Genomic DNA, 13369 nt, shown 5'->3' on the forward strand with positions numbered 1-13369 from the left:
GTATGGATTTTTTAGAAATTAGCCGATATGGATTTATGATTGCTTTTTTTCTATACTGTGCTTCTTTTATTTTTTATGTAGTTGCTGTTACGGGGAAGACGTGGAAGAATAGAGACCCGCAGCGTCATGAACGCAAGTGGGGGAGAATCTCCTTTGCAACCTCTTCCATGGGATTGTTGTCGCACCTGATCTACTGCGCATTTCGCTGGGCCTATAGCGGGCATATTCCAGTCAGCAATATGTATGAGTTCATGACATTCCTGTCTATGATGGTGATGATAGCATTTACCGTGATCTTCCTGATCTATCGTAAAATATTGCTGGGCATGTTCGCATTGCCGATCGCGATTATTATTATGGCGTATGCCGCCGTGTTCCCACAGGATGTACAGCCACTCATCCCTTCGCTACGCTCCATCTGGTTGTATATTCATGTGACGCTGGCAGCGACCAGCGAAGCCTTCTTCGCAGTTGGCTTTGTAGCAGCACTGCTATATCTGCTTCGTACGATCGAATTCGATAGCAACGAGAAATCAGCACGTCGCCAAAAAAGATGGATTGAATTTACGCTATTTTCTATTATTATAGTAGTGGGCTTTATTGTGTCGGTTTTTGCCTTCCGGGCAGCTGGATATGAAGCTGTATTTACACAAAATAAGACAGCGATTGACAGCCAAGTACAACAAGATAGTACAATAGAACAACAGGGAGTTTACCATATGCCGCCAATCGTGGCGCCTTATCAGAGCAAGGCCGAGTCTGTTCCGTCTTTCCTTGGAATGGATCGGGCTTGGTTCGAAGCGCCGTCATGGATGAGCGGAGCCAGCTCGGCCCGTAAATTGAATACAGTGATATGGGCCCTAATTACCGGGATTGTGCTATATTTATTACTAAGGCTTATTCTTCGCCGTCCGTTAAGCAAAGTGTTGGCGCCTGCCGTTAAAGGAATTGATCCGAATGATGCGGATGAGATCAGCTATCGCGCGATTGCTATCGGATTCCCCATCTTTACACTTGGGGCACTGGTATTTGCTATGATCTGGGCCCAGCAAGCATGGGGCCGTTTTTGGGGTTGGGATCCAAAAGAAGTATGGGCACTCATTACTTGGCTCTACTATAGTGCTTATTTACATCTGCGCTTGTCTCGTGGCTTCCACGGACGCAAGGCTTCTTGGATCGCTGTCATTGGTTTCCTTGTGGTAATGTTTACGCTCGTGGGTGTTAATCTCATTATTGCAGGTTTGCATTCTTACGCGGGCACAGACTAACAATATTATTAATCCTATAATTCGCTCTGGTGAATGGGTAAGATGATGAAGGGGTTGTTGTTGATGTCAGATCATGAGAATCGCATTTTGGTGGTTGATGATGAGGAGCGTATTCGTCGATTGCTAAAAATGTACTTGGAAAAAGAAGGTTACGAGATCGACGAAGCTGAGGATGGAGAAATCGCACTGAAAAAAGCGACATCCAACGATTATGGCTTAATTCTGCTTGATGTGATGCTGCCGGGAATCGATGGCATTGAAGTGTGCAATCGATTAAGACAAGTAAAAGCGACGCCGGTGTTGATGCTGACGGCAAAGGGTGAGGAGATGAACCGGGTTCAAGGTTTTGAGGTCGGTGCTGACGACTATGTCGTTAAGCCTTTTAGCCCGCGTGAAGTCATTTATCGTGTCAAGGCGATTATGCGCCGCGCCTCCGCGACTGCCTACTTGACCAAAGAAAGCGGAACCAGCAACAACATTGTGTTCCCTCATCTTATTATTGAACATGACGCTCACCGTGTTACGGCCAATGGGCAGGAAGTTAGCTTGACACCTAAGGAATATGAATTGTTGCACTATTTGGCGGTATCGCCGGATAAGGTATTCTCGCGTGAGGAATTACTGAAGGACGTATGGAATTATGAATTTTTCGGAGATCTTCGTACAGTAGATACGCATGTGAAGCGTCTGCGCGAAAAATTGAATAAAGTATCTCCAGAATCAGCGGCCATGATTACTACAGTATGGGGCGTTGGCTATAAGCTGGAGGTTGCTAAGTAAGTGAGCTTCTGGAGATCGCTGGTCGGCAAGCTGTGGATGACGATCATTGGCCTGGTTGCTTGCGTATTGCTGATATTAGGATTATTTTTGCTGCCGTATATCGACACGAACTTTACGAATTCAGCCGCGATTAAGAAGATGTTTGTGATCGTATGTGTGATTGGATTCTCACTCACAACCTTCTTCGCGCTGTTTCTGTTCACGAAGATTACGCAGCCGATGCAGCAGCTGATCCGCGCAGCAGACTCGATTCGCAAGGGGAAGTATGACACTCGGCTATCGCTTCGCACAAGCGATGAGATCGGAACTTTATCAATTACCTTCAATCATATGGCTGAAGAGCTAGAGAATACAATCCGAAGCTTGAAGCATGAGAAGGAGCATCTGTCCAGCGTTCTGAGGAGTATGTATGATGCAGTTATTACACTGGACCGCAGTGGCGCAATAATACTAACGAATCCTCCGGGGGAGAAAGTACTTGAGCTCTGGGGGGATCTTCCGGATTCGGCCTCTGAGATGGAGGAAATGACGGAGGGTGATTATTGGAGCGGAATTCCGAAGCCGCTCATCCCTATGTTCCATCGTGTACTTGATCAGGAAGGCGACCAGAGTATGAATATTCACGTGAAGAAAGGCGTTTGGTCCGTACATATGACTCCGCTTGCCTCAGATGGGGAAATTCGTGGTGCGGTAGCTGTCGTACGTGATGTGACGGAGCAGGTCAAGCTGGATAAGATGCGCAGCGACTTCGTCGCCAACGTCTCCCATGAGATCCGTACACCGCTATCGATGATGCAAGGATATAGCGAAGCGCTTCTTGACGGGATGGCTGCAACGCCTGAGGAACAGGCTGAGCTTGTACAAGTCATCCATGATGAATCACTTCGCATGACTCGCCTCGTCCGCGATTTGCTCGATCTGGCCCGTATGGAGGCAGGTTATATAGACATGCCGATGGCACAAATGGATTTCCGGGAGTTGGCGGAGCGTATGCACCGTAAATTCCTGGTGCGAGCCAAAGAGCATGAAATCACGCTTAAGCTGGAAGTTGATGATTCGCCGATGTATCTGGAACAGGCTAATGAGGACCGACTGGAACAAGTACTTACGAACTTGCTTGATAATGCCTTCAGGCATACGCCGGATGGGGGAGAGATCGGAATTAGTGCCCATATCCGCGAGAGCAAGCTCGGCAAGGAGCTGCATGCCTCAATTAAGGACAGCGGAGCTGGGATCCCTTCCGATGACCTTGCCTTCATCTTCGAGAGGTTCTACAAGGCTGATAAGGCCCGTGTTCGGGGGGAGACCGTAGGAACCGGACTGGGATTGTCGATTGTGAAGAATATCGTGGATTCGCACCAAGGTACGATCCAAGCGGAGAGCGAGCTGGGCAAAGGGACGATATTCCATATGATATTGCCTGTCGAAAGGCATCAATAATTCGAATGTAGGACCATCCTGTTTGCAGAAAGGATGGTTTTTTTGTTGAACGAGCGAGAGAAATCTTGTTCAACGTGGAACATGTTCCTTAAGTCCAAATAAAAGGGCTGTCTCCTAGCAGTGAAGAACTACTGGGAGACAACCCTTATTGAATATTTTAGATAAATGCGATTTGTTGCGCCTTATTGATCTCAGGCAATTGAGTCAGCTTGCTAATTACCTCAACAGGAGCGGCCTTGTCCACGGTAAGAACCATGATCGCGGCGCCGCCTACGATCTTACGTCCAACTTGCATCGAAGCAATATTGACTTCGTTGCTGCCAAGCAGGGTTCCTACATGACCAACCATTCCCGGTTTGTCATTGTGGGATACGAAGATCAGGTGGCCTTCTGGAGCGATATCCACCGGATACTTGTCGATTTGGACGATTCTTGCACCATAGCCGTTCAACAGCGTTCCAGCGATGCAATGTTCCGTGCCGTCCGGTGCTTTCAGCGTTACACTGATCAAATTCGTGAAGCCTTTTGTTGCCGAAGCCTGGGTTACAGACACTTTGATATCGCGTACCTTGGCCAGATGGATCGAGTTAACGATGTTAACATCGTCTCCGAAGTGGCGGGACAGAACACCTTTGATAATATAGCGAGTCAATGGCTGCGTATCAACCTCTGCCAGATCCCCGGCATAGTCTACGTGAATTTCTTGCACAGCCTGTTGATTCAGTTGAGCAGCAAGCATACCAATCTTCTCGCCAAGCTCGAAATAAGGAGTCAGCTTATTCATTACACTTGGTGCAACCGGCGGCATGTTAACAGCATTCTTGAACGGCTCGTTACGTAGAATGTGCAGCACTTGCTCGGATACGTCGATGGCTACATTCTCCTGGGCTTCGACGGTAGAAGCACCCAGATGCGGAGTAACGATGATCTTTGGATTGTTCAGGAATGGATGATCCGCTTCCGGCGGTTCCTTCTCGAATACGTCGAAGGCAGCTCCGGCCACAATACCTTGATCGATTGCTTCAACAAGAGCCAATTCATCAATGACTCCGCCGCGGGCACAGTTGATGATGCGCATGCCTTTCTTCATGACCTCGAATTGAGGGCGCGAGATCATATGCTTGGTCTCTGGAGTCAATGGAGTATGAACCGTAATAAAGTCAGCATTACGGACGATATCGTCGACACTGGACAGCTTAATTCCGAGCTTCTCCGCACGGTCTTCGGTCAGGAACGGATCATAACCGAGAATGTCCATTCCGAATGCCTTGGCCCGCTTGGCGACTTCTGAACCGATCCGGCCCATACCTAGCACGCCGAGCTTCTTATTGCGAAGCTCTACGCCAAGGAATTTACGATCCCAAGTCCCGGAGATGGTCTTGGCATAAGCTTGTGGAATGTGGCGGGCAAGGGCCATCATCATCGCGAAGGCATGCTCGCAGGTCGTAATCGTGTTGCCATCCGGCGCGTTGATGACGATAATTCCACGTTTCGTTGCCGCTTCGAGGTTGATGTTATCAACGCCGACGCCGGCGCGACCAATCACCTTGAGATTTTTGCCGGCTTCCATAATTTTGTCGGTCACCTTCGTCTGGCTGCGAACAAGCAATGCGTCGTATTCAGGAATGATTTGAACCAGTTCATCTTCGCCAAGTCCTGTCTTTTTGTCTACTACGACGTCACTAGCTTCCACGAGCTGTTGAATCCCCAGGTCACTGATAGGATCCGATACAAGAACTTTAAACATGATTTCTTTGCCTCCTAAATATGGTCTTTTTTTGTATATATAAGCTGAACTAATAGTTCAACTTCTATAAATGTGCTCGTTCACTCGCCTTGTAGAAGCATTTGCTCATTCTCTTCAGCGGTTTCCCGTTATACTGCGACAAAGACACAACGTGTTATGAAGCAGCTTAGCGTATATCCATGCAACAAAAAAACTCTCAATCCGCACACTACTACCGTAGTAAGGGACGAGAGTTGTTCGTGGTACCACCCTAATTCACTGCTTCTTCGCAGAAGCAGCCTCATTTGTCGTCGAGACAAAACTGATAACGGAGTTCTCCGACTGCGCCTACTTGAGCTTCAACGCAGTGACTCAGGATTGCTTAAGCTGTTACGTACACTACCGGTTCGCAGCACCACCGGCTCTCTGGGAGTTTCATAGCAGCCATGTTCCTTCATTGTTTTTCACGAGTATGATTTTTCATAATGTACCATGGTCTAAGAAAGGTGTCAATACTGTGAATGGTACAATAAGCCCGGGTGGCGGGGCGCTCTTGAATCTGCTCGTTTTTTTAGTTATGATTTTGTTAATGTCGAAAAAACTCTGTTTTTCTGTCTGATCCTTCAGTCCTCGAAGAAAAAAGGCAGTTCAGGAAGTGACTCGGATTTATAAAAAGCAGGTTTCCATTTTAGAAATTCATTTTCCTGAATAGCTTCTGTTTCTGTGAGAATTTTCACAACGGACTGCACAGAATTAAGATTGAGCGATGATGCCTTTCCGCTGGTAATCATTTGATCGATCTTAGCCGTCATATCTTGAGGCAGATAGTTCACATACATTTTGTCCTTAAGCATAATATCAGCAACAGCTTTATTCTTTATGGCGAAGGAGTATTTCTTCCATTCCTTGATCGTAGTGCCTGTCTTGAAGTTGAATGAGTCAGGAATGGATTTATCGTATTTGGAACTCCATTTCAAGATGGATGCATAAAACTTGTTTTGAGCCTGAAGCCCAAAATTCACAGCGCTCTCCAGAAATTCATCGTTAGTCTCTGGACTATCTGACAGCTTGGCTAATGTGATAATGCTTGTTTGTTTGACTGACCGATCGATATTCTCATCAAAGAGTCGCAGGCTCTTCAAAATATCGGCCTGAGCTTCAAGCAAAAGCGGAGAGTTGCTGGACACCTGATACGAGGCAACTTCCTTGTACTGATCCTGGGCAGATTTGCGTAACTGCTTCAGTGTCTGACTGGAGATCACATCCCCGTCGCCATGAGCGCCTCGGTGGTATTTATCCATGGTTGAGACGTAGCTGTTCTTAAAATTCTGGTACGGCTGAAAGACCGTAAAATAAAAAGTTACCAAATCCTGCTGCTGATAAGAACCATCGGATTCAAGCACATAGTCATAATTGGCGATGCTGGCGTATTTCGCCTCCGTCCTGCTAACGCCGATCTGCAAGCCCAGAAAGAACGTTCCGAAGGCGGCGATCAAGGCGAAGAGAAAGCCCATTGTAAACAGCATCTCACTACGGGAGGAATTCGGTTTGCGATTCATGAGTACCGCTCCTTACTTCATATTTTTCAGTCCATGAGTGAACAAATATGTAGTCATCTCAATATCATTATAAAGGACAGGGTTTGACAAATTATATGAAAAAGTTCAAATTTGGCAAAATCAAGATACAAAAGGTCGATCCCGGTCAACTTAATGAACGAATCTTGTTGATCAATTTGTATCTTACTCAAGGACTTACTTTATTTATCGGTCTAATCGTACTGTTATTTCAGAAGCGAAACCCCCTAACTGTGTTAACATTTCCTGAACATCCTGAATTTGCATACTATAGTATCGGATTGGCCGGTGTCATGTTCTTGGCAGACATGCTCATTTCCAGATTTGTTGGAGAGGATAGCATGGACGATGGCGGAATTAATAATATGCTATTCCGTAGCCGCCCTATTTGGCATATTATACTGATCTGCCTAGTAGTAGCGATATGCGAAGAGTTGTTGTTCCGGGGAGCTATCCAGCATGGACTTGGCATCTATTGGACGAGTATTCTATTCGCAGTGATTCATGTCCGTTATTTGAAGCATTGGATTCCGACGGGGTGGGTGTTTTTGAGCAGTTATGGCCTAGGTTACATCTATGTTCTGACAGGGACGCTCTGGGCGCCTATTTTATGCCATTTCATTATCGACCTTGTATCTGGGCTAGTCATTAAATATCGGAGGGAAACATGAGTGAGCGTTTGAGCAGGGTTGAACGGTATGAACGCAGCCGTGAGACCAAACACACCAAGACCAGACATCGTCGTTCATCAGAAGCTAGAGCCAGTAGAACAGGACCGGATTTCTTAGCGGACTATCAGAAGGAAGAGTATGAGGATGCATCTCAGGATGAAACTCTGTTTGTGAACGAAGTTCCGGATGAAGCATTCAAGGAGCGAGACGAAGCCGATGGAACCAATATGAAGGACTTGCCAACACGCAAGCAAATGTTTCCATCGCAGCGGCTGAAGCTGCAGAAATGGTTCCTCAACTCGCTGTTGTATATCTTTATAGGATTGCTCGTTTTCTTATTGTGGTGGGGTATCAGTGAATCCCCCTGGGGCCAAAAATATGGTTTGTAATGGAAGTTCAAAAAGTCCACTTTTGATCACGAAGTAACACTGAAAGCTTATTCGGCATCGAATCTTGAACTCACCCGGGCCCTCCGGTGCTCACGTACCAATTACGTACGCTGCGCTCCTCGGCCCCTAGCTTCATCCAACCTTCTCGGTGCTGAAAAGCGGACTTTTTGAACATGGCTTGACATTTTGGGTGGGCTGCATATATTATGTAGAACACAAGAACATAACCGGAAAATGCCGATGAAGAGAATCCAACTCAGAGGCGTTCTCGTCAAGATAGAGATGTCTATCCTAAGTTTAACGGACCGCCCGTTACCGCGGAACCAAGTGATTGAAGCTGTGTTATTATGCTTCAGTAAATTGGGTGGCACCGCGAGCAGAGCGCTCCTCGTCCCAAAGGATGAGGGCGCTCTTTGTATTTTTATCAGAGCCAAAAGGAGCGGTTAGAAATGCTGGATATTCATTGGATTCGTGACCATGCCGCCGAAGTGCAGGCGGCTGCAAAGAAAAAAAGGATCGAGGTATCTGTAGAAGAATGCTTACGGAAGGACGATCAGAGAAAGGAATTGCTGCGGGAAGTTGAAGGGATGCGGAAGAAGAGAAATGAAGGCTCCGCCGAGGTGGCACAGCTATTGCAAGCAGGAAAGACTGAAGAAGCGGAGCGAAGCAAAGCCGAGCTTAAGCAGCTTAACGAGCGGATTGCAGGCATGTCGCAGAAGCTGGATCAAGTGAATAGTGAACTTGAACGCCTCATGATGCTCATTCCGAATGTACCTTCACTCGACACGCCGGAAGGAAGTTCGGATGCGGACAATATCGAGGTGCGAAGATGGGGAGTACAACCAGAGTGGTCGTTCGATCCGCTCGATCATGTCGACTTGGGCATCCTTCACGATATGGTTGATATACCGCGCGGAGTTAAGGTCGGTGGCAGCCGCAGCTATTATTTGAAAGGGATGGGACTGCTTCTTCATCGCGCCGTTCAGCAGCTTGCACTGGATTTGCTCCTGGAACACGACTTTATTCCGTTTGATGTTCCATTGATGGTTCGTGAAGAAAATATGATTAACACCGGCTTTTTTCCAACCGGAAAAGATCAAGCTTATGCTGTACAAGATGAATCATTATGGATGGTCGGTACGTCCGAGGTACCGCTTGTCTCATATTATGGGGGCGAGATCGTTGATGTGGAGAAGCCAATTAAGCTAGCCGGCGTCTCAAATTGTTTTCGCAGTGAGGTCGGATCAGCGGGAAGGGATGTACGTGGCTTATACCGGGTTCATCAATTCGCCAAAGTGGAGATGGTCGTCATTTGTAAGCCTGATCCTGCCTCATCGGAACAACTGCTTCAAGAGATCACCTCACATTCCGAACATCTTCTGCAGGCCTTGGACCTTCCATATCGGGTGATGGCTGTATGTGCAGGCGATATGTCGCAGAAGACCTACAAGCAGTACGACATTGAGACCTGGATGCCAAGCCGTGCCAATTATGGCGAGACGCACTCCGCATCGGATCTGCACAGCTTCCAGGCGAGAAGATCGAATATTCGCTGCCGGGATGAGCAAGGGAAGCTGCAATATTGCTATACGCTTAACAATACAGCGGTCGCTTCGCCGAGAATATTAATCCCGTTGCTGGAGAATCATCAGCGGGAGGATGGTTCGATTTATATTCCACCTGCATTGCGTAAATACTTGGGCGGACGTGCTGAACTGATACCACAGAATTGAGCTTAATCACCTGTCATGCAATGCTTTCCTGTATTTATGCCGCATGAGTTTGTTTTAAAGGGCGAACAATAAGTGTGATTTTATCATAACTAAGGAGGTTGTTCAGGTGAAATCTTCCACATTCTTATGGGGAGTTGTCCTCGGCGCCACCGCTGGAGTTATGGCTTCCAAGCGTAAAATGAACTGGATGGCTATGATGAGCGAAGCGGGTTCAGCTTTGAGCCTGGCGGGCATGAAGACGGGGAAGGATTATGGGCAGTCTAGATCGACAAGTAGTCATGGGAGCACGCTAAGTGCCCAGGTGTTTCCCAGTCAGAGCACATCGTCCACAGCGAATCATTCGAAGGAACACACTGTAAGTCAGATCAAAGATTTTATTAAGGGGAATCCGGAAGTGTTGCAAGAGGTCGAATCCATTCTTAAGGAGAGCAACACACAAATTCCAGGATTGTAAATCTGAATAGAGCTAATAAGCAGTGGAAACAAACTTGTTTTATGGAATCATTTTTCGCAGGATACGATAATTCAGCGAAAAATGATTCTTTTTTTGCCTAACATTATTACGTGCATTTACTTAAAATAAATGATAACATACATACAAAGAACCATTTCCATCACATATTAAAACACGTTTCATAATTTGTTATAACAACGGCATGAGAGGAGGATCCTGTATGAGGATAGAAAGACTTGGCCAGGATAAGATACGGATTTTCCTTACTTTTGATGATCTAAGCGAGCGTGGTATTCAGAAAGAGGATATGTGGCAAGAGATTCCCAAGGTTCATGACTTGTTTACTGAAATGATGGATCAGGCATACAAGGAAGTCGGATTCGATGCTACTGGTCCTTTGGCTGTTGAAGTGATCGCTTTGCCTGCACAAGGGATGGTCGTGATTGTTACACGCGGTAAATATGACCACCATCATCCTGGATTTGGGTCGTCTTATGAGGATGAATTGCCGGATGAAGTATATGAAATGGAAGTAACCTTAGAGAGCAGTGACACCATTCTGTATTCTTTCGATGACTTCGAAACATTGATCGAAGCGGCTCACGTTCTTAATCATATGCTTAAAGATATCGGCAGATTGTATAAATATAATAACAAATGGATTCTGCAAGTAGATCCTGAGCCTCTTGAAGAGACCAAGATTCAGGCCATTATCGCTGTAATGGCGGAATTCGGCGATGCTACACCAGTAACCCCGGCTGTACTGGAGGAATACGGAAGCTTAGTCATCGCAGAGAATGCTGTGGAAGTGATTTGCAGCCATTTTAAATTACAAAATTAAGCAGACTTTTAAGGTTAGCTATTTTTGAGATAAGGGACGATACAAGGAGGTATCCCGTTTGCTAATTTTCTCAATTTTAACTGCAGCGGTCGCTCCAGGTATCGCCCTGCTTACTTATTTCTATCTCAGGGACAAGTACGACGCTGAACCGTTGCAGATGGTTCTTAAGGTGTTTCTGATCGGATTTCTAGTCATTTTGCCGGTCATGATATTACAGCGCGGTTTAACGATCTGGCTGGGAGACGGTCCGATAGTGCAAGCTTTTGTGGTCTCCGCCGGCGTCGAAGAGGCGTTAAAGTGGTTTGTTCTATTTTATCTTATATATCACCATACCGAGTTTGATGAGCCTTATGACGGTATTCTTTATGCAACGGCCATTTCGCTTGGCTTTGCAACCGTCGAGAATGTAATCTACGCCTTTGCCAGCCATGCGACAATGGGAACGATGATGGTCCGAGCTTTGCTTCCGGTATCGGGACATGCCATGTTTGGCGTTATGATGGGATATTACTTGGGACGTGCGAAGTTCTCGACCGGGTGGAGCAACCGCAAGTATTTACTCTTTTCGCTTCTGCTGCCTCTATTCTGGCACGGGGTCTATGATTGGATACTGGATAACTTATCGCAATATTGGATATGGTATATCGTTCCATTGATGGCTTTCTTCTGGTATGGAGGCCTGGGCAAAATCTATCGAGCTACAAAACGTTCTCCCTTCCGTCTTACTGAGGCGGGGGGCCAAGATTAATATGACTGCAAATAGGGCATCCTAAATCCAGGTATTACGGGCAAATGATCCGTTTAACAGGAAGGGGTGCCTTTTTGCTATGCGCATCAAAATTAGTATAACCTGCAAAGCATGTGGTGAGCGTTTCATTTTGCGGGGGAGGAAAGATAAGGATAAAGACCAGATCGAAACAGGCTTTAAGCAGTGTCTCTGCGATAACCGTGATGAATTTTTGATTGAGGAAGCACTATAGTTCGGTGGGGATATCCTAATTTTCCAGACAGTATGAATAAAGCTTCTTTTTTCAACTCAAAATAAGCACAGCTTAGATGAAGAAAGGAGCTTTAGCCAATGTATAAACGTTTGAGTGCGATTTTATTTCCTATTGCCACTCTTTTATTGATCGGCGCATTGGTATGGGGGTATCAGGAGAATCAGGAGAAAAACTCGATCTTGATCAAAGCCGAGAACCAATATCAGCGCGCTTTCCATGACTTGTCGTATCATGTCGATCGGCTTCATAGTCAGCTTGGCAACACGCTGGCGGTTCATTCGGCATCGACTGGTTCCCAACGTAAGGGTCTGGTCAATGTCTGGAGAATTACAAGCGAGGCGCAAAATGAGATCAACCAGCTTCCGCTTACGATGCTTCCTTTCAGCAAGACCGAGGAATTCCTATCACGGATTTCTAACTTCTCTTATCAGACAGCGGTTCGCGATATGACCAAGCAGCCGTTAACGGATAATGAGGTTAAAAATTTGAAGGAGCTCTACAATAGCTCGGCGCAAATCTCCAAGGATCTTCAAGATGTTCAGGACAAGGTTATCTCCAATCGTCTGCGTTGGATGGACGTGGAGACTGCCTTGGCGACGAATAAAGAAGCGAAGGATAACACGATTATCGACGGCTTCAAGACGGTGGATAAGAAAGTAGGAGAATATCCTGAGCTTGACTGGGGCCCATCCGTCTCCAGTATGTACACAAAACGGTCGGTGAAGAAGCTTGGTGGGACTCCGATTACAACAGAGAATATCAAGCATAAAGCAGCTCAATTTATCGGGCATCACAACGGTAACATCAAGGTTGTAGAGAATGGACGCGGTACAGAGTGGGCTTCCTACACAGCCAAGTCCAATGGTAAGAAGGATGAGACTTATACGCTGGATTATACCCGTAACGGCGGGCATCTGATATCCTATTCCTGCGAACGGACAATTGGTCCGAGATCACTAGGCTATAAAGAAGCAAGAGCTGAGTCGGAGAAGTTTCTGAAGGAGAAAGGGTACCCTAACATGACTGCGGTATCCTATGATCAATATGACAATATCGGCAGCCTAACCTTTGTTAATAAACAAGGAGATGTCTTGATCTATCCCGAGAAAGTTACTGTGCGTGTAGGTCTGGACAATGGCCAAGTGACTGGCCTTCAGGCAAGTGATTATGTCTATGAGCGTGAAGTTAATCAGAAGATTCCTAAGCCGAAACTGACGGTTGAACAGGCACGGAAGTATTTGAATTCTGACTTCAAGGAGAAATACAACCGACTTTCACTCATTAAGAATGAGTTGTCTGACAAAGTGCTGACCTATGAGTTTGGTGGTTCAATCAACGGTAAGGATTATCGCATTTATATTAATGCGGAGAACGGGACCGAAGAGAATATCGAAGAGATAAGAAGCAATAAACCAACGAATAAGACGGAGAATCACCAAAACCAACAAAAGCAAAAGCATAAGAAGCAAGCTTAACATCTACAAAACCC

General features: G+C 46.3%; 12 protein-coding genes and 1 other annotated feature. Of the genes, 10 read left to right on the plus strand and 2 right to left on the minus strand.

The features are described 5' to 3' along the window. Positions 1-2: 2 nt before the first annotated feature. The 3 genes from ccsB (at position 3) to EI981_RS10180 (ending at position 3488) form a co-directional block, all read left to right on the plus strand. Entirely contained in the window at positions 3-1268 is a 1266-nt protein-coding gene (ccsB, locus tag EI981_RS10170) for a c-type cytochrome biogenesis protein CcsB (protein ID WP_126997770.1), read from the plus strand. 63 nt (positions 1269-1331) lie between these two features. Next, positions 1332-2048, plus strand: coding sequence for a response regulator transcription factor (locus tag EI981_RS10175; protein ID WP_126997772.1), 717 nt, complete (start codon positions 1332-1334; stop codon positions 2046-2048). Continuing rightward, positions 2049-3488 carry a HAMP domain-containing sensor histidine kinase gene (locus EI981_RS10180; RefSeq protein WP_126997774.1) on the plus strand — a complete coding sequence of 480 codons (1440 nt, stop codon included), beginning with the start codon at positions 2049-2051 and terminating at the stop codon, positions 3486-3488. It begins immediately after the preceding gene. 157 nt (positions 3489-3645) lie between these two features. Here the strand turns inward: EI981_RS10180 and serA are convergent, their stop codons facing one another. Together serA and EI981_RS10190 are read right to left on the minus strand one after the other, a co-directional pair. Continuing rightward, complete coding sequence (gene serA, locus EI981_RS10185) at positions 3646-5235, minus strand: phosphoglycerate dehydrogenase (RefSeq protein WP_126997776.1); 1590 nt, start codon at positions 5233-5235, stop codon at positions 3646-3648. 219 nt (positions 5236-5454) lie between these two features. Continuing rightward, positions 5455-5681: a binding site (T-box leader), on the minus strand. A gap of 156 nt (positions 5682-5837) precedes the next feature. Then, complete coding sequence (locus EI981_RS10190) at positions 5838-6773, minus strand: hypothetical protein (protein WP_126997778.1); 936 nt, start codon at positions 6771-6773, stop codon at positions 5838-5840. Positions 6774-6868: 95 nt separating this feature from the next. Between EI981_RS10190 and EI981_RS10195 the strand changes: the two genes are divergently transcribed. From EI981_RS10195 to ypeB, 7 genes are all read left to right on the plus strand, one after another. Continuing rightward, positions 6869-7462, plus strand: coding sequence for a CPBP family intramembrane glutamic endopeptidase (locus tag EI981_RS10195; RefSeq protein ID WP_126997780.1), 594 nt, complete (start codon positions 6869-6871; stop codon positions 7460-7462). Beyond that, positions 7459-7851 (plus strand): hypothetical protein, encoded by a 393-nt coding sequence (locus EI981_RS10200; RefSeq protein ID WP_126997782.1) that lies wholly within the window; start codon positions 7459-7461, stop codon positions 7849-7851. The genes EI981_RS10195 and EI981_RS10200 overlap by 4 nt, the downstream gene beginning before the upstream one ends. A 449-nt stretch (positions 7852-8300) precedes the next feature. After that, on the plus strand, positions 8301-9584 hold the full coding sequence (gene serS / locus EI981_RS10205) for a serine--tRNA ligase (protein WP_126997784.1): 1284 nt from the start codon (positions 8301-8303) through the stop codon (positions 9582-9584). Positions 9585-9690: 106 nt separating this feature from the next. Beyond that, positions 9691-10038, plus strand: a complete 348-nt coding sequence (locus EI981_RS10210; RefSeq protein ID WP_126997786.1) for a hypothetical protein — start codon at positions 9691-9693, stop codon at positions 10036-10038. A 220-nt stretch (positions 10039-10258) separates the two neighbouring features. Then, positions 10259-10879 carry a genetic competence negative regulator gene (locus EI981_RS10215; protein ID WP_126997788.1) on the plus strand — a complete coding sequence of 207 codons (621 nt, stop codon included), beginning with the start codon at positions 10259-10261 and terminating at the stop codon, positions 10877-10879. 58 nt (positions 10880-10937) lie between these two features. After that, entirely contained in the window at positions 10938-11627 is a 690-nt protein-coding gene (prsW, locus tag EI981_RS10220; RefSeq protein ID WP_126997790.1) for a glutamic-type intramembrane protease PrsW, read from the plus strand. 330 nt (positions 11628-11957) lie between these two features. Further along, positions 11958-13355 (plus strand): germination protein YpeB, encoded by a 1398-nt coding sequence (gene ypeB / locus EI981_RS10225; RefSeq protein WP_126997792.1) that lies wholly within the window; start codon positions 11958-11960, stop codon positions 13353-13355. Positions 13356-13369: the final 14 nt, after the last annotated feature.

Source organism: Paenibacillus lutimineralis (assembly GCF_003991425.1).
In the GTDB taxonomy this organism is placed as follows: Bacteria; Bacillota; Bacilli; order Paenibacillales; family Paenibacillaceae; genus Fontibacillus; species Fontibacillus lutimineralis.